21 protein-coding genes are annotated in these 13,857 nt (G+C 67.7%); 13 read left to right on the top strand and 8 right to left on the bottom strand.

Translation table 11 applies throughout. The features are described 5' to 3' along the window. Positions 1-18: 18 nt before the first annotated feature. Positions 19-174 carry a YdcH family protein gene (locus ACMT1E_RS10455; RefSeq protein ID WP_414900118.1) on the bottom strand — a complete coding sequence of 52 codons (156 nt, stop codon included), beginning with the start codon at positions 172-174 and terminating at the stop codon, positions 19-21. Positions 175-354: 180 nt separating this feature from the next. Between ACMT1E_RS10455 and ACMT1E_RS10450 the strand changes: the two genes are divergently transcribed. The 3 genes from ACMT1E_RS10450 (at position 355) to ACMT1E_RS10440 (ending at position 1,647) form a co-directional block, all read left to right on the top strand. Further along, positions 355-552, top strand: coding sequence for a YdcH family protein (locus tag ACMT1E_RS10450; protein ID WP_414903389.1), 198 nt, complete (start codon positions 355-357; stop codon positions 550-552). Between the two features lie 103 nt (positions 553-655). Further along, positions 656-1,102 (top strand): DUF1465 family protein, encoded by a 447-nt coding sequence (locus ACMT1E_RS10445; protein ID WP_414900116.1) that lies wholly within the window; start codon positions 656-658, stop codon positions 1,100-1,102. Between the two features lie 245 nt (positions 1,103-1,347). Next, positions 1,348-1,647: a hypothetical protein gene (locus ACMT1E_RS10440; protein WP_414900114.1), complete on the top strand. Its 300-nt coding sequence runs from the start codon at positions 1,348-1,350 to the stop codon at positions 1,645-1,647. A gap of 48 nt (positions 1,648-1,695) precedes the next feature. Here the strand turns inward: ACMT1E_RS10440 and ACMT1E_RS10435 are convergent, their stop codons facing one another. From ACMT1E_RS10435 to ACMT1E_RS10415, 5 genes are read right to left on the bottom strand one after another with little or no spacing between them, the layout of a single operon-like run. Next, positions 1,696-2,829 carry a GNAT family N-acetyltransferase gene (locus tag ACMT1E_RS10435; protein WP_414900112.1) on the bottom strand — a complete coding sequence of 378 codons (1,134 nt, stop codon included), beginning with the start codon at positions 2,827-2,829 and terminating at the stop codon, positions 1,696-1,698. Then, positions 2,826-3,566, bottom strand: coding sequence for a glycerophosphodiester phosphodiesterase family protein (locus tag ACMT1E_RS10430; protein WP_414900111.1), 741 nt, complete (start codon positions 3,564-3,566; stop codon positions 2,826-2,828). The genes ACMT1E_RS10435 and ACMT1E_RS10430 overlap by 4 nt, the downstream gene beginning before the upstream one ends. Further along, positions 3,538-3,999 carry a RidA family protein gene (locus ACMT1E_RS10425; RefSeq protein WP_414900109.1) on the bottom strand — a complete coding sequence of 154 codons (462 nt, stop codon included), beginning with the start codon at positions 3,997-3,999 and terminating at the stop codon, positions 3,538-3,540. Before ACMT1E_RS10425 ends, ACMT1E_RS10430 begins: the two co-directional genes overlap by 29 nt. A 33-nt stretch (positions 4,000-4,032) precedes the next feature. Beyond that, positions 4,033-4,662 (bottom strand): HAD family hydrolase, encoded by a 630-nt coding sequence (locus ACMT1E_RS10420; RefSeq protein ID WP_414900107.1) that lies wholly within the window; start codon positions 4,660-4,662, stop codon positions 4,033-4,035. Continuing rightward, complete coding sequence (locus ACMT1E_RS10415; protein WP_414900105.1) at positions 4,659-4,931, bottom strand: DUF3572 family protein; 273 nt, start codon at positions 4,929-4,931, stop codon at positions 4,659-4,661. The genes ACMT1E_RS10420 and ACMT1E_RS10415 overlap by 4 nt, the downstream gene beginning before the upstream one ends. Positions 4,932-4,983: 52 nt before the next feature. On the opposite strand from ACMT1E_RS10415, the gene ACMT1E_RS10410 reads away from it, so the two are divergent. Beyond that, positions 4,984-5,346 carry a response regulator gene (locus ACMT1E_RS10410; protein ID WP_414900104.1) on the top strand — a complete coding sequence of 121 codons (363 nt, stop codon included), beginning with the start codon at positions 4,984-4,986 and terminating at the stop codon, positions 5,344-5,346. 86 nt (positions 5,347-5,432) lie between these two features. On the opposite strand, the gene rpmG is transcribed toward ACMT1E_RS10410, so the two are convergent. Continuing rightward, complete coding sequence (gene rpmG / locus ACMT1E_RS10405; RefSeq protein WP_136163122.1) at positions 5,433-5,606, bottom strand: 50S ribosomal protein L33; 174 nt, start codon at positions 5,604-5,606, stop codon at positions 5,433-5,435. 172 nt (positions 5,607-5,778) lie between these two features. Here rpmG and ACMT1E_RS10400 point away from each other — a divergent pair, with 172 nt between their 5' ends. The 4 genes from ACMT1E_RS10400 to ACMT1E_RS10385 all read left to right on the top strand — a co-directional run bounded on the left by ACMT1E_RS10400 (position 5,779) and on the right by ACMT1E_RS10385 (position 8,698). Next, positions 5,779-6,114 carry a hypothetical protein gene (locus ACMT1E_RS10400; protein ID WP_414900102.1) on the top strand — a complete coding sequence of 112 codons (336 nt, stop codon included), beginning with the start codon at positions 5,779-5,781 and terminating at the stop codon, positions 6,112-6,114. Between the two features lie 210 nt (positions 6,115-6,324). Beyond that, positions 6,325-6,837 (top strand): Dps family protein, encoded by a 513-nt coding sequence (locus ACMT1E_RS10395; protein WP_414900101.1) that lies wholly within the window; start codon positions 6,325-6,327, stop codon positions 6,835-6,837. A 60-nt stretch (positions 6,838-6,897) separates the two neighbouring features. Continuing rightward, positions 6,898-7,074 (top strand): DUF1328 domain-containing protein, encoded by a 177-nt coding sequence (locus ACMT1E_RS10390; protein ID WP_414900100.1) that lies wholly within the window; start codon positions 6,898-6,900, stop codon positions 7,072-7,074. A gap of 34 nt (positions 7,075-7,108) precedes the next feature. Next, a complete protein-coding gene (locus ACMT1E_RS10385; RefSeq protein WP_414900099.1) occupies positions 7,109-8,698 on the top strand; it encodes a cisplatin damage response ATP-dependent DNA ligase in 1,590 nt (529 codons plus the stop codon). Positions 8,699-8,778: 80 nt separating this feature from the next. Here ACMT1E_RS10385 and ACMT1E_RS10380 read toward each other — a convergent pair whose 3' ends face one another. Continuing rightward, positions 8,779-9,237 carry an Hsp20 family protein gene (locus tag ACMT1E_RS10380; protein ID WP_414900098.1) on the bottom strand — a complete coding sequence of 153 codons (459 nt, stop codon included), beginning with the start codon at positions 9,235-9,237 and terminating at the stop codon, positions 8,779-8,781. A gap of 14 nt (positions 9,238-9,251) precedes the next feature. On the opposite strand from ACMT1E_RS10380, the gene ACMT1E_RS10375 reads away from it, so the two are divergent. The 5 genes from ACMT1E_RS10375 to ACMT1E_RS10355 all read left to right on the top strand — a co-directional run bounded on the left by ACMT1E_RS10375 (position 9,252) and on the right by ACMT1E_RS10355 (position 13,774). Beyond that, positions 9,252-9,626, top strand: coding sequence for a hypothetical protein (locus tag ACMT1E_RS10375; protein WP_414900097.1), 375 nt, complete (start codon positions 9,252-9,254; stop codon positions 9,624-9,626). Positions 9,627-9,733: 107 nt separating this feature from the next. Continuing rightward, entirely contained in the window at positions 9,734-10,984 is a 1,251-nt protein-coding gene (locus ACMT1E_RS10370) for a lipoprotein-releasing ABC transporter permease subunit (protein ID WP_414900096.1), read from the top strand. Then, positions 10,977-11,651: an ABC transporter ATP-binding protein gene (locus ACMT1E_RS10365; protein WP_414900094.1), complete on the top strand. Its 675-nt coding sequence runs from the start codon at positions 10,977-10,979 to the stop codon at positions 11,649-11,651. The genes ACMT1E_RS10370 and ACMT1E_RS10365 overlap by 8 nt, the downstream gene beginning before the upstream one ends. Before the next feature lie 72 nt (positions 11,652-11,723). After that, entirely contained in the window at positions 11,724-13,283 is a 1,560-nt protein-coding gene (locus tag ACMT1E_RS10360; protein WP_414900093.1) for a PQQ-dependent sugar dehydrogenase, read from the top strand. Next, positions 13,280-13,774, top strand: coding sequence for a glutathione peroxidase (locus tag ACMT1E_RS10355; RefSeq protein WP_414900092.1), 495 nt, complete (start codon positions 13,280-13,282; stop codon positions 13,772-13,774). Before ACMT1E_RS10360 ends, ACMT1E_RS10355 begins: the two co-directional genes overlap by 4 nt. The last annotated feature ends 83 nt before the right edge of the window (positions 13,775-13,857 follow it).

The raw sequence follows: 13,857 nt of genomic DNA, 5'->3' as shown, positions 1-13,857 counted from the left end.
CGCCGCCGTCCGTCCGGCTCAGTGGCCGGCGATGGCTTCCTTGATTCTCAGTTTCTGCTTCTTCAGCCGGGCGATCAGCGACTGATCCGGCGAGGGGCGTTTCATTTCCTTGGAGATTTTGGCATCGAGCCCGGCATGCTTGACGTTGAGGGCGGAAAGATGCGCCTGTTCCATCCGAAAGCACTCCTTGGTCTGACGGTCTTGGCAGGCCAGTAGACCATGAAATTCGTAAACTGTCTCGTACTGCTTTGGGTGAATGCGGCGGCATGGGGCACGCGGCGCGACGAACCCCCGGCGGCTTGAGCGGTGGGCCGCGGCAAACTACCGTGGCATCCGCCAATGCGGGGGATGGAGATGACGGCGGAGGAAGCGGCACAGCGGTTGAATATCCTGCGAATCGAGCATCGCGATCTCGATTCGGCGATCGCCGCGCTGGCGGAACAGCCGCTGCCCGACCAGCTTCGCATCGCCCGGCTGAAGAAGCGCAAGCTGCGCCTGCGCGACGAAATCGCCGTGCTGGAAGACCAGATGATCCCGGATATCATCGCCTGACCGCCCGATGGCGTTAATCGTAAATCGCCGAATTTACGCTGTTTTGCTCTGGCTGGCCCCGGCCGGCTGTGGCAACGCCGACGGTATGGACGGATTGTACGACATGGCGCGGGGCAGGGGGCGGATGACGGCGCGTCTGGTCGAGTCGCTCTATGTCGAGGCGATGCTGCTGGCCGATGAGGCGCGCGGCTATTTCGACGAACCCGGCCGCGCCGACCGTGACCGGCTCGCCCCGCTCGACCGGGTGACCTTCGCCTGCGAATCGCTGAAGGTGACGACGCGGCTGATGCACGTCATCGCCTGGCTGCTCCACCGCAAGGCGGAAGCGGCGGGGGAGATTGATCCGGCTGCCCTGCGCCCGGACAGCGGCCGCCTCGGCCATGCCGCGACGACGGAAACCGGCGTGCTGGCGATGATGCCGGCTACCGCCGCCGCGCTGATCGCTGCCAGCATGGCGCTCTATGACCGCGTTCACCGCCTCGAACGTGACGACCGCCCGCCGCCCAGCCCGGCCCGCACCCTGATCCGTCGCCTCGAAAACGCGTTCTAGGCCGGTTCCCGGAGGCGCCGGGACCCGGCGTGCCGGCTGCCGCCCATGCCCCCGCCGATTCGGATGCCCCGAAAATGGACCAGGCGGTTACCCGGCCGCCGGCCTCGTTGTGTCTGGCGCAATCAATCAATGCGCTGATTTTGCGCTATAAAACCGGGAATTATCCCTAGCGGGCAGCGTTAACAGATTTTTAGCCATGCCCTGCCGATAGTCTGGCTCTGTCCATTCTGGAGGGGAAAAGGCCAGTGGGGAACAGTTCACGAAGTGCGGCTTTCCTGATTGAAAGCCGGTTGGTCGATGCGGCGCGCGGCAATGCCGATGCCTGTTTCGATCTGGGTATCGCCTATTCGTCCGGCGCCGACGGCGTCGATGTCGATCTGGTCGAAGCGCATAAATGGTTCAACCTGTCGGCGCTCGCGGGCAGCCATCGCGGCCAGCAATGCCGGGCTGAAATCGCCGGTGAGATGAGCGCGCGCGAAATCGCCGCCGCTCAGCGAATGGCGCGGGCCTGGCTGTCGACCAGCCCCGAACGCCGCGCCGCCTGATCGTCACCGCCGGGCGGCGGCGGCTACCGAACCGTGCCGGCCCTGCCGCTAATCCGCCTTGCGGAACGGCGTCATCGTGTCGAGCATGGCGATATCGCGGGCGACCGCCTGCCGTTCCCGCGCGAGGAAATCGGCCACCGCCGCGCGGAAATTCGGGTCGGCGATGAAATGGGCGGAAAAGGTCGGCGTCGGCGCATAGCCGCGCGCCAGCTTGTGTCCGCCCTGCGCCCCGGCCTCAACCCGCGCCAGCCCGCGCGCGATCGCCGCGTCGATCGCCTGATAATAGCAGAGCTCGAAATGGAGGAACGGCACCTCCTCCACCGCGCCCCAGTAACGGCCGTAGAGCGTGTCGGCGCCGATCAGGTTCAGCGCCCCGGCGATCGGCCGCCCGTCTCGCCGCGCGAACACCAGCAGCACCTTGTCCGCCATCCGCTCGCCGAGCAGAGAGAAGAAGGCGCGGGTCAAATAGGGGTGCCCCCATTTGCGCGCGCCGGTGTCCTGGTAGAATTGCCAGAACGCGTCCCAGTCCGCTTCGCCGATCTCCGCGCCGCTCAGCTGGACGATCTCCAGTCCGGCGACGGCGGCGGCGCGTTCCTTGCGGATCGCCTTGCGCTTGCGGCTGGCAAGGGCGGTCAGGAAATCGTCGAAATCGCGGTAGCCGCCATTCTGCCAGTGGAACTGGCTGTCGGTGCGGATCAGCCAGCCCGCCGCCTCGAACAGCGGCACCTGCTCCGGCGTGATGAAGGTGGCGTGGGCGGACGACAGGGCGTGGCGGGCGACCACCGCTTCCGCCGCCGCGATCAGCGCCGGTGCCGCCGCCGGGTCGCGCAGCAGCAGCCGCGGGCCGGGCACCGGCGAGAACGGCACCGCGATCTGCAGTTTCGGGTAATAGGCGCCACCGGCGCGGGCATAGGCATCGGCCCAGCCCTGATCGAACACATATTCGCCCTGGCTGTGGCTCTTGCCGTAGGCGGGCAGCACCCCGGCCAGCCGCCCGGCATCGTCGTTCACCGCGATCGGCAACGGTTGCCAGCCAGTGCGCGAACCGACGCTACCCGATTCTTCCAGAATCGACAGGAAGGCGTGGCTGACGAACGGGTTGGCGGTGCCGGCGCAGACATCCCACTCGGCGGCGTCGAACCCGGCGACGCCATCGCCGATCCGCGCGGTGTAGGCGGTCATGGATGGCGTTCGTAGATCGGTCGGTCGGCGTAGCGGGCAGCCGTCTCCTCCGCCGCGGCGGAGCGTACCGTCCAGGTCAGCAGCGGTAATCCGCGCGCGCGGAACCGCCCGGCAAAACGCGACGGCAGGTCGCGCACGTCATAGGCCAGGAAATCGGCCCGCGCCTGCCATAGCGACAGCCATCGTTCGACGGCGCCGCGCGACCCGCGCTTGCCTTCCTCGCTGACCACCAGCCCGCGGGTCAGTCGGGCGGCGTGGCGGGCGAACCAGCGGCCGACCAGCGGGTTGAACGACATCACCGCCACCGGCCCGCGATAGCCCTCCAGCGCGTGGCGGACCGCCAGGCACAGTTGCGCGACCCGCCCGCCGTCCGCCTTGATTTCGATCAGCAACGGCACCCGCCCGGCGACGATCGCCAGCATTTCGGTCAGGCGCGGGATCGTCTCGTCGCTGCCGGTCAGGCGGATCGCGTCCAGCGCCGCCGGGGCCAGCGCCGCCACCCGTTCCGGCCGCCCGGCCAGCCGCGCCAGATCGTCGTCGTGGAACACGAACGGGGTGCCGTCCGCCGCCGCCTGCACGTCGCATTCTATGCCGTGGCCCAGCGCGATCGCTCCGGCCCAGGCGGCGCGGCTGTTCTCGACGACGGCGCCGCCATGCAGCCCGCGATGGGCGAAGGGCTGCGCTCTCAGGAAGGCGGTCCGCCTCGGGTCAGGCTGGGCGAACGGCGACAACCGCATCGATCTCGACCGCCGCGTTCAGCGGCAGGACCGGCACGCCGACCGCGCTGCGCGCGTGCTTGCCGACCTCGCCGAAGATGTCGACCATCAGCGCCGATGCACCGTCCGCGACCTTCGGCTGGTCGGTGAACCGGCCGGCGCTGTTGACGAACACGCCCAGCTTCACCACCCGCGCCACCCGGTCGAGGTCGCCAAGCGCGGCCTTCATCTGCGCGACCAGCATCAGCCCGCAGGCGCGCGCGGCGTCACGCCCGAAATCGATGTCGACATCCTCGCCCAGCCGGCCGGTCATCAGGTTGCCGTCGCGAAACGGCAACTGGCCTGAAATATGGAGCAGTCCGCTCGCCTCGACGGCGGGGACATAGGCGGCAACGGGCGCGGCTGGCTTCGGCAGCTTCAGGCCCAGTTCGGCAAGGCGTTCGTCGATGGTCATGGCGCTAGCTCAAACACCCGGCGCGGCCGCCGGTCAAGCCCCGGCCGGCGCACCGGCGGCGAAACGCGCGGCGATCCAGCTTTCCGCCTCCGGCCAGCCGTCGATCCGCGCATGGGCGTCGGGCGCCGGCGGCACCATCGCCGCCAGCGTCGGTTCGGAAATCATGTGCAGCCGGTGGACGGCGGGGGCGTGGCGCGCGACGGATCGGTGGTGGTGGGCCAGATCGTCGACGAACACCGCAACGCTCGGCTGGTATTCGGCGAGCAGCGTCGCGACCGGCTCGCCCTTGCCGCCCTGGTTGGTGACAACCCGGTGGCGGATGCCGAACCCGTCCAGTTGCTCGCGTCGCCGGGCGTTATGGTGGTCGCCGAGGTTGGTCAGAATGACGATGTCGGCGCTGGCGGCCAGCCGGGCCAGCGCGTCCACCGCGCCGGGAACGACGGTCTGCCGCTGCATTTCGGTGACGAAGAAGCCGTCGAGCAGCGGCCATATCTCGTCGCGGGTGAGGAGCGCGCCGTCCGCCCGCCGCCGCATCGCGCGGGACAGGTCGGCGCCGTCCGGCATGAAATCGATCGCATGCGCCTCGCCCAGCCAGGCGGTGAAATGCGACATCATGTGCAACAGCACCTCGTCGCAATCGGAAATCAGCAGCGGCCGGCTCATCGTTCCAGCGCTTCCCGCGCCGCGACCAGCGTTTCGGGCGGAACCGCCAGCGCCCCGGCGCAGTCGATCAGATCCGGCTCATGCGCTTCCAGAAAGGCAAGGACGGCGGCGAGCACCGCCGGCGCATCGGCCTGCTGCCGCAAGGCGTCCGGGGTCAGGCCGGTCAGCGCCAGCAGCCGGGCGGCACGGTCCGGCTCGGCCAGCGTCCAGGCCAGCGCGGCCAGTCCGGTCGCCGTCGGGTCCTGGGGGTTTGTGCCGCGCGCTCGCATCGCCTAATCTGTCCTCGAACCGTTGCCGTAGGGCCGTTGCTGTGGGGGGTGCGTGACCAAACGTGTGCTCATTGTCGAGGACAATGAACTCAATCTCAAGCTGTTCTGCGACCTGTTACGCGCCCACGCTTATGAATGCGAGCCGGTGCGCGATGGGCGCGAGGCGGTGGAACGTGCCCGCGCCTTTGCGCCGGACCTGGTGATCATGGATATCCAGCTTCCCCATGTCAGCGGGCTGGAGCTGATCGAAACGCTGAAGGCCGACGCCGTGCTGAAGGCGATCCCGATCATGGCGGTCACCGCCTACGCCGCCCGCAGCGATGAAGACCGCATCCGTGGCGCCGGGGCCGAGGCCTATGTCTCGAAACCGATCTCGGTCACCCGCTTTGTCGACTCCGTCGCCGCGCTGGTCTGACCGCGCCGCCGCGCAAAGAAGCCGCGCAAAAGAAAAGGCGGGCCGCTCATCGCCGCCCGCCCGCGCATCTTTCGGCGAAGAATCGCTTACTTGATCTTCGCTTCCTTGAACTCGACATGCTTGCGCACGACCGGGTCATACTTGCGAAAGCTCAGCTTTTCCGTGGTGTTCGGGCTGCGCGGATTCTTCTTGGTGACGTAGTAAAAGCCGGTGTCGGCCGTGCTTACCAGCTTGATCTTGACCGTGGTCGGCTTTGCCATGACCCGTACCCTCGAATGACTATCTGCAAAAAATAAAAGCGGCGCCGCCGCCGCTCCCGTTCAGGGCGGGTCCATTGCGCGGCGCGGGCGCGGTTGTCAAGGGCTGCCGCCGGTTAACGCGGCGTTAGGCATTGTCGGGCGATAGTCGGCGTCGCTGATCCAGCGGGGGGCGATGCCGGTGACAAAGGCGATGGAGTCCGAAGCGATGCGCCATGTGCGGGCGCTGCTCTGTGCGCGGATAGACGGCATTGCCGCCGACATGCGCCGCCGCCGCCCGGCGCAGCTTTGCGAGAATGTCGATCTGGTGCGCGGCATGGCGCAGGCCCACGGGCTGCTGCCGCTCGCCCAGCTTGCCGGCACGCTGGTGACGGCGCTGGCCGCCGGCGAACGCGGCGCGCGGATCGCCGACTGCCTGGAATTAATGCGCGAGGCGGCGGGCCACGCCCCCGGCGACGCGCTGACCGGCGAGGCGTTCGCCGCCGTCATCTCGGTCCGCTATTCCGGCTGAGCCGCGCCACGCTGCCCCGCCGGGCGCAGCGCGGGGCGGCGGGGAACCATCCTGCCGCTTGTCGGGTTGGGGGTGACGCTTGTCGCCCTGCGGCTGATCTAGCCACGCGATCAGCCTGATCGGAATTATCCGTGCCGGGCGCGTAACTTTTGCGTGGCTCGCGCATTGAGAGGGGCGTATCTCAAGGCTCAACCCCCCAAGGAGGCAAACATGGCCAAGGCAGGCAACGTGAAAACCCCGACGGCGAAGCTCAAGACCCCGACGGACCTGACCAGCAACGCGACCAAAACGGTAGCGGAGGCGCTGAACGGCATCCTCGCCAACAGCTATGCGCTGTACCTGAAGACCAAGAATTTCCACTGGCATGTCTCCGGCCCGCACTTCCGCGACTATCACCTGCTGCTCGACGAGCAGGCGGCGCAGATCCTCGCGACGACGGACGAGATCGCCGAGCGGGTGCGCAAGACCGGCAACACCACCCTGCGCTCGATCGGCGACATCGCCCGGCATCAGACGATCAAGGACAACGACGCCGATTTCGTCTCCGCCGCCGACATGCTGGCCGAACTGCGCGAGGATAACCTGCATCTGGTCGAACAGCTTCGCGAGGCGAAGGACATCGTCGACGACGCGAAGGACAACGCGACGTCCGGCGTTCTCGACGACTGGACCGACCAGGCCGAACAGCGTGCCTGGTTCCTGTTCGAAGCCAGCCGCACCTGATTGCGGAACCGGAACGGCCCTCCGGCTGTTTGTCCCTTACAACAGACGGAGGTCCGTTCGATGATACGCTGGGCGATTATCTTCCTGGTTATTGGACTGGTTTTCGCGGTGCTGGGTTTCGGCGGGATCGGCGGAGCCTTCATCGGCGTCGCCAAGTTCCTGTTCTTCCTGGCCATCGCGATTTTCGTGATCCTGCTCATTCTTGGGCTGATCGCGGGCAAGAAGATCGTAGACTGACACCCCGGCCGGCCCTGCCTGTGCGGGGCCGGCCATGAGGGGTTTCGCGCGCCTGCTCGACGGGCTGGTTTACACCCGTTCGCGCAACGCCAAGCTGCGGCTGATCGGCGCCTATCTGCGCGCCACGCCCGATCCGGATCGCGGCTGGGCGCTCGCCGCGCTGACCGGCGCCGTCGACATTCCCGCTATAAAGCCCGCCGTCGTCCGCGCCCTGATCGAGGCGCGCGTCGATCCGGTGCTGTTCCGCATGAGCCGCGACTATGTCGGCGACACGGCGGAAACCGTCGCGTTGCTCTGGCCCGGCCACGCCGCTGCCGACGATCCCGCCGCGCTCGGCCTCGCCGCCGTCGTCGCCCGCCTGTCGACGCTGGGGCGCAGCGAGGCACCGGCGGCGCTCGCCTGGCTGCTCGACCGGATGACGCCGGAGGAACGCTACGCGCTGCTGAAACTGGCGACCGGCGGCCTGCGCGCCGGCGTTTCCGCCCGGCTGGCAAAGACCGCCTTCGCCCAGGCCTTCGCGCTTGACGTCGACGCGGTGGAGGAGGTGTGGCACGCGCTGGCGCCGCCCTATGCCGCGCTGTTCGCCTGGGCGGAGGGGCGGGGCGAACAGCCGCTCGCCGCCGACATGCCGGTGTTCCGCCCGTTCATGCTCGCCCACCCGCTGGGTGAGGATCAGGTGGCGATGGACACCTACGCCGCCGAATGGAAATGGGACGGCATCCGCGTCCAGCTCGTCCGCGTCGGCGGGCAGGTCAGGCTCTACAGCCGCGGCGGCGACGACATCACCGCCGCCTTTCCGGAAGTGGCGGGCGCGTTCGACCGCGACGGCGTCGTCGACGGCGAATTGCTGGTCAAGGGCGATGCGCAGGGCAGCGCCGCGCACGGCGGCGCCACCGCCAGCTTCAATGCCCTCCAGCAGCGGCTCGGCCGCAAGGCGGTCTCCGCCCGGATGCTCGCCGACTATCCCGCCTTCGTCCGTCTCTACGACATATTGTTCGACGGGGCGGAGGATGTCCGCCCGCTCGCCTGGACCGCACGCCGCGCCCGGCTCGAACGCTTCGTCGCCCGGCTCGACCCGGCGCATTTCGACCTGTCGGTGCTGGTCGATGCGGACAGCTTTGCCGCGCTGGAGGCATTGCGAGCCGGCGCCCGCGACGCGGCGATCGAGGGGGTGATGCTGAAACGCCGCGACAGCGCCTATGTCGCCGGCCGCCGCACCGGCCTCTGGTACAAATGGAAACGCGATCCGCTGCGCGCCGACTGCGTCATGCTCTATGCCCAGCGCGGCAACGGCAAGCGGTCCAGCTTCTATTCCGACTACACTTTCGGCTGCTGGAGCGAGGACGGCCGGCTTCTGCCGGTCGGCAAGGCCTATTCCGGCTTCACCGACGAAGAGCTGAAATGGCTCGACCGGTTCGTTCGCACCCACACCGTCAACCGCTTCGGCCCGGTGCGGGAGGTGGAAAAGACGCTGGTGCTCGAAGTGGCGTTCGATTCCGTCCACGCCAGCACCCGCCACAAATCGGGCATCGCCATGCGCTTCCCCCGCATCGCCCGCATCCGCACCGACAAGCCCGCCGCCGAAGCCGACCGCATCGAAACTCTGCGCGCGATGATCGCCTGACTCGCGCGCGGACCGGTTGGCAAACGGTAAAAAGGGGCCGGGCCATGCGGTCCGGCCCCCGGCATAAACGGTTCCGCCGATCAGGCGGCGTCGCGGTGGTCGTCGATCTGCTCGACCGTGGCGCTGCCGCCGATCGTGATCTTCTGCGGCTTCATCGCATCCGGCACTTCGCGCACCAGGTCGATGGTCAGCAGGCCGTCGGCCAGGTCGGCGCCGGACACGCGGACGAAATCGGCCAGCTCGAACCGCCGTTCGAAGCTGCGGTTGGCAATGCCGACATGCAGGTACTGGGACCGGTCCTGCCCCGCCTGTTCCTTGCTGCCCTTGACCAGCAGCAGGTTCTGCTGGGCGGTGATGTCGATCTCGTCGCGCTTGAAACCGGCGAGGGCGATGGTGATCCGATACCGGTCCTCGCTCAACCGCTCCAGGTCGAACGGTGGGTAATTGTCGGCCTGCGAGCGGTTGTTCTCAAGCAGGTCGAACAGCCGGTCGAAACCGACGGTGGAACGGCGATAGGGGGTGAAATCAAAGCTACGCATGGTCAAATCCTCCAATGAGCAAAATGACTTGGTTATGCGGCGCCCCGGTATGGCGGCGCCGCGCGCATCCCGTTGCGGCGATGCGCGACAGCGATCTGGGTATCGGATTTTCCGCTTTCAAGAGGGCGGCGGCGGCAGACGGGCAGGGGGGTGAAACGGCCGTGGAGGCCGGAAAAGCGAATGCCCGGACCGTTTCCGATCCGGGCACCCTGCGTGACGAATGCTCGCCAGCCCCCTTTGCCATCGCTGCGACGATCAACTGCCCCCTCAAGCAGTCAAACGGAGCGACAGCCTCCCAGAACCACGGCTTTGCCTGCGCTTCGGAAGCCAAACGCTACGAAAGCTCCCGAAGGCTGTCATCCCGATTCGCGCCGCCCCGCCACGATTGAAGGCAGGATGTGTTCATTCGGCAACAGCGGTTCAGCCGGTTGCAACCCGCTCCGGCTGGCCCTAGAGCGTGGCGCTTGCGCTACGCCCTTCCCGGACCCGCTTCTTCATGATCCTCTCCCGATACGAGCGGATGATCGCCAAACGCTATCTGCTGCCCGGCCGGGGGGAAGCGTTCATCTTCCTTGTCGCGGGGATCAGCCTGGCGGCGGTCATGCTGGGCGTTGCCGCGCTGGTCATCGTGATGAGCGTGATGAACGGTTTTCGCGCGGAACTTTTCGAAAAGGTCGTCGGGCTGAACGGCCATGCCGTCGTTCAGGGTTATGACGGCCGGCTGCCCGACTGGCAGGCCGTCGTCGCGCAGGCGCGCAAGACGCCGGGGGTGACGGAAGCGACGCCGCTGATCGAACAGCCGCTGATGGCCAGCTATGACGGGCGGGTGGAAGCGGTGCTGGCGCGCGGGATGCGGGTGGAGGACATCCGCGCCAACCAGACGATCCGCAACAAGGTACTCGCCGGCAGCCTGACCGCGCTGAAACCGGGCAGCGACAATGTCGCGATCGGCGCGCGCCTGGCCGAATCGCTGGGCGCCCAGGTCGGCGGCGAAATCAGCCTGATCAGCCCGCAGGGGCAGACGACGCCGTTCGGCACGGTGCCGCGCATCGTCAGTTACCGCGTCGCCGCGATCTTCGAAGTCGGCGTCTATGATTACGACAAGGCGTTCGTCGTCATGCCGATAGAGGACGCGCAGACGCTGCTGATGCTGGGCGACGCGGTCGGGATGATCGAGGTCAAGACCGTCGACCCCGACAATGTCGGCGCCATCCTCGCCCCGCTGGCGCGCGCGGTGCAGGGCAAGGCGGTGATCACCGACTGGCGCAGCATGAACGCGACCCTGTTCGAAGCGCTGGCGGTCGAACGGGTGGCGATGTTCGTCGTGCTGTCGATCATCGTGCTGGTCGCGGTGTTCAACATTCTGTCGTCGCTGATCATGCTGGTCCGCGCCAAGACCCGCGACATCGCGATATTGCGGACGATGGGCGCGTCGCGCGGCGCGATGATGCGGATCTTCATGACCGTCGGCGTGTCGATCGGCGTGCTCGGCATTCTCGCCGGGCTGGTGCTCGGCGCGGTGTTCCTGTTCTACCGGCAGGCGGTGGTCAATTTCGTCCAGCTCGTCACCGGCCAGAATCTGTGGGACCCGTCGATCCGCTTCCTGACCGAACTGCCGGCGCGCACCGACCCGGTGGAAGTGACGGCGATCGTGGTCATGGCGCTGGTGCTGTCGGTGCTGGCGACGCTCTATCCCGCCTACAAGGCGGCGAGCACCGATCCGGTGCAGGTGCTGCGCTATGAATGACGTGCTGGCGGTCAGCGGGCTGAAGCGCAGCTTCACCCAGGGCGAAGAAACCATCCACGTGCTGCGCGGTGTCGAACTGACCGTGGCGGAGGGGGAGATCGTCGCGCTGCTCGGCCCCAGCGGGTCCGGCAAGTCGACGCTGCTGCAGGCGGTCGGCCTGCTCGAAGGCGGTTTCGAAGGGTCGATCCGCATCGCCGGAGAGGAAACCGCCCGGCTCGACGCCGACGGGCGGACGCGGGTGCGGCGGGATTCACTCGGCTTCGTCTATCAGTTTCACCACCTGTTGCCCGATTTCGACGCGCAGGAAAATGTCGTGCTGCCGCAGTTGATTCGCGGCGCCCGCACCGACGTGGCGCAGGAACGGGCGGCGGCGCTGCTCGCCGCGCTCGGCCTGCGCCGCCGGTTGACCCATCGTCCGTCGCAATTGTCGGGCGGGGAACAGCAGCGGGTGGCGGTGGCGCGCGCGCTCGCCAACCGTCCTGCGCTGGTGCTGGCGGACGAACCGACCGGCAATCTGGACGAAGCGACCGCCAACATCGTTCTCGCCCAGTTCCTCGATCTGGTGCGCGGCGAAGGGTCGGCGGCGCTGGTCGCTACCCATAACGAACGTCTGGCCGCGAAGATGGACCGCACAGTCCGTTTGCACGATGGCGTGCTTGAAAGCTAAGACATGCCACGACTTTTTATGGCAGCATCCACACGGTCCGGTCGCGTCGCGCGGGCGGCAAGGGAGATAGAGATGGCCCGTTCCGGTAGTTTCGCGTTCCGCTTCGCTTTCGCGTCGGCCGCAGCACTCGCATTGTCGGCCTGCGGCGGGGGAGACGGCGGGACGCCGACACCGACGCCGACCCCAACGCCGACTCCCGGACCGCCGGTGTTTACCTCGGCGTCGACGGTGGCGGTCGAATCGGGGACGACCGGGACCTTCTACGCCGCGACCGCCGTCGACCCGACCGGCGAAGCGCTGACCTTCTCGATCACCGGCGGCGCCGACGAGGCGCTGTTCTCGATCACCAGCAATGGCGCCCTGTCGTTCAAGACCCCGCCGGTCTATGATCCGGCGACCGGCGCGGACCACAGCTACACGGTGAAGATCACGGTCACCGACGGCACCAACCCGGTGGTGATGGACCTGGTGGTCAACGTCATCGCGGTCAATTCGGACTTCCGCGTCCGCCGCGTCGGCGTCGGCTTCAGCCAGCCGGTCTACGTCTATCCGATTGCCGACGGCACCGGGCGCGTGTTCGTTGTCGAACGCACCGGCCGCGTCCGCATCCTCGATCCGAAGGCCGCCAGCCCGGCGGCGACCACCACATTCCTCGATGTCAGCGCGGAAATCAGCACGGATGGCGAGCGCGGGCTGCTCGGCTTCACCACCGCGCCCGATTTCGCGACCAGCGGCGCCTTCTACGTATTCCTGACCAACGCAACCGGCGCGATCGAAGTGCGGCGTTACAAGACGCTGGCCGACAACAAGAATGCCGCCGATCCGGCCAGCGCCGACGTGATCCTGCAGATCCCGCACCCGCGCAACAACCACAACGGCGGCTGGATCGGCTTCGGGCCGGACAATTTCCTCTACATCACCACCGGCGACGGCGGCGGCGCGGGTGACCCGGACGGCAACGCCCAGAACAAGAACAGCCTGCTCGGCAAGATCCTGCGGATCGACCCGGCAAGCGATGCTTATGCGAGCGACCCGAACAAGGATTACGCGATCCCGACCGCCAATCCGTTCGCGACCAGCGGCGGCGCGCCGGAAGTCCTCGCCTACGGTCTGCGCAACCCCTATCGCGCGTCGATCGACTTCGCGACCGGCAATGTCGTGTTCGGTGATGTCGGCCAGGACGGGTGGGAAGAACTGAACATCCTGCTCGCCAGCGACAAGGGCGCCAATTTCGGCTGGCCGATCCTGGAGGGCACCCATGTGTTCAAGGGCGGCGACACCACCGGCCTGATCGCGCCGGTCGCCGAATACGCGCATGGCAGCGGCGCGACGCAGGGCGGCACCATCGTTGGCGGCTATGTCTATGGTGGCGCGGTCAGCAGCCTGCAGCTCAACTATTTCTTCGGCGATTTCGTCACCGGCCATCTGTGGAGCCTGCCGAGCGCGCTGCTCCAGCGCGGCAGCACCCTTGGCGGCGACAGCTTCCGCATCCGCACCGGCGCCTTCGTGCCGGACGCGGGCACGATCGACGCCGTGGTCAGCTTCGGCCAGGACGAGAACCGTAACCTCTACATCGTCGACTATGACGGCGAGATCTTCGTCGTCGAACAGAAGCCGACGACAAGCTCGTGAGCACGCCGGCGGCGGCGCCGATTTTCGCCTTCCGCCCGGCGCTGCCCGGCGGCGGGGCGGGGGCGCTGGCCGCCTATGCCGGCAAGGTGCTGCTGATCGTCAACGTCGCCAGCCGCTGCGGCTTCACCCCGCAATATGCCGGGCTGGAGGCGCTCTACCGCCGCTACGCCGATCGCGGCTTCGTCGTCCTCGGCTTTCCGTGCAACCAGTTCGGCGAACAGGAACCGGGCAGCGACGCGCAGATCGCCACGTTCTGCGCGTCGACCTATGACGTCACCTTCCCGCTGTTCGCCAAGGTCGCGGTCAACGGTCCCGATGCCGATCCGCTCTGGGCGTGGTTGCAGGCGGAACGCCCCGGTTTCGCCGGCATCCGGTCGATCAAGTGGAACTTCACCAAATTCCTGGTCGGCCGCGACGGCACCGTCGTCGCCCGCTATGCGCCGATGAAGAAGCCGGCGGCGCTCGCTTCGGCGATCGAGAGGCTGCTGTAGCGGCAGGCGCGCGCCATGGCGCCACCGCATTTTTGCGTCCCAATCCGGCATCGGGCTGCTATAGGGCGGTCGAACCGCCCGGA

The organism is Sphingomonas flavalba, assembly GCF_047553045.1.
GTDB classification, from domain to species: Bacteria; Pseudomonadota; Alphaproteobacteria; order Sphingomonadales; family Sphingomonadaceae; genus Sphingomonas_L; species Sphingomonas_L flavalba_A.
This window is presented reverse-complemented; position numbering and strand designations above follow the sequence as displayed.

What these genes read in the sequence shown, in the direction of transcription:
- ACMT1E_RS10455 (WP_414900118.1), bottom strand. Translation starts at nt 174, where the DNA reads ATGGAACAGGCGCATCTTTCCGCCCTCAACGTCAAGCATGCCGGGCTC.
- ACMT1E_RS10450 (WP_414903389.1), top strand. Translation starts at nt 355, where the DNA reads ATGACGGCGGAGGAAGCGGCACAGCGGTTGAATATCCTGCGAATCGAG.
- ACMT1E_RS10445 (WP_414900116.1), top strand. Translation starts at nt 656, where the DNA reads ATGGCGCGGGGCAGGGGGCGGATGACGGCGCGTCTGGTCGAGTCGCTC.
- ACMT1E_RS10435 (WP_414900112.1), bottom strand. Translation starts at nt 2,829, where the DNA reads ATGACCGCCTACACCGCGCGGATCGGCGATGGCGTCGCCGGGTTCGAC.
- ACMT1E_RS10430 (WP_414900111.1), bottom strand. Translation starts at nt 3,566, where the DNA reads ATGCGGTTGTCGCCGTTCGCCCAGCCTGACCCGAGGCGGACCGCCTTC.
- ACMT1E_RS10425 (WP_414900109.1), bottom strand. Translation starts at nt 3,999, where the DNA reads ATGACCATCGACGAACGCCTTGCCGAACTGGGCCTGAAGCTGCCGAAG.
- ACMT1E_RS10420 (WP_414900107.1), bottom strand. Translation starts at nt 4,662, where the DNA reads ATGAGCCGGCCGCTGCTGATTTCCGATTGCGACGAGGTGCTGTTGCAC.
- ACMT1E_RS10415 (WP_414900105.1), bottom strand. Translation starts at nt 4,931, where the DNA reads ATGCGAGCGCGCGGCACAAACCCCCAGGACCCGACGGCGACCGGACTG.
- rpmG (WP_136163122.1), bottom strand. Translation starts at nt 5,606, where the DNA reads ATGGCAAAGCCGACCACGGTCAAGATCAAGCTGGTAAGCACGGCCGAC.
- ACMT1E_RS10400 (WP_414900102.1), top strand. Translation starts at nt 5,779, where the DNA reads ATGCCGGTGACAAAGGCGATGGAGTCCGAAGCGATGCGCCATGTGCGG.
- ACMT1E_RS10395 (WP_414900101.1), top strand. Translation starts at nt 6,325, where the DNA reads ATGGCCAAGGCAGGCAACGTGAAAACCCCGACGGCGAAGCTCAAGACC.
- ACMT1E_RS10390 (WP_414900100.1), top strand. Translation starts at nt 6,898, where the DNA reads ATGATACGCTGGGCGATTATCTTCCTGGTTATTGGACTGGTTTTCGCG.
- ACMT1E_RS10385 (WP_414900099.1), top strand. Translation starts at nt 7,109, where the DNA reads ATGAGGGGTTTCGCGCGCCTGCTCGACGGGCTGGTTTACACCCGTTCG.
- ACMT1E_RS10380 (WP_414900098.1), bottom strand. Translation starts at nt 9,237, where the DNA reads ATGCGTAGCTTTGATTTCACCCCCTATCGCCGTTCCACCGTCGGTTTC.
- ACMT1E_RS10375 (WP_414900097.1), top strand. Translation starts at nt 9,252, where the DNA reads ATGAGCAAAATGACTTGGTTATGCGGCGCCCCGGTATGGCGGCGCCGC.
- ACMT1E_RS10370 (WP_414900096.1), top strand. Translation starts at nt 9,734, where the DNA reads ATGATCCTCTCCCGATACGAGCGGATGATCGCCAAACGCTATCTGCTG.
- ACMT1E_RS10365 (WP_414900094.1), top strand. Translation starts at nt 10,977, where the DNA reads ATGAATGACGTGCTGGCGGTCAGCGGGCTGAAGCGCAGCTTCACCCAG.
- ACMT1E_RS10360 (WP_414900093.1), top strand. Translation starts at nt 11,724, where the DNA reads ATGGCCCGTTCCGGTAGTTTCGCGTTCCGCTTCGCTTTCGCGTCGGCC.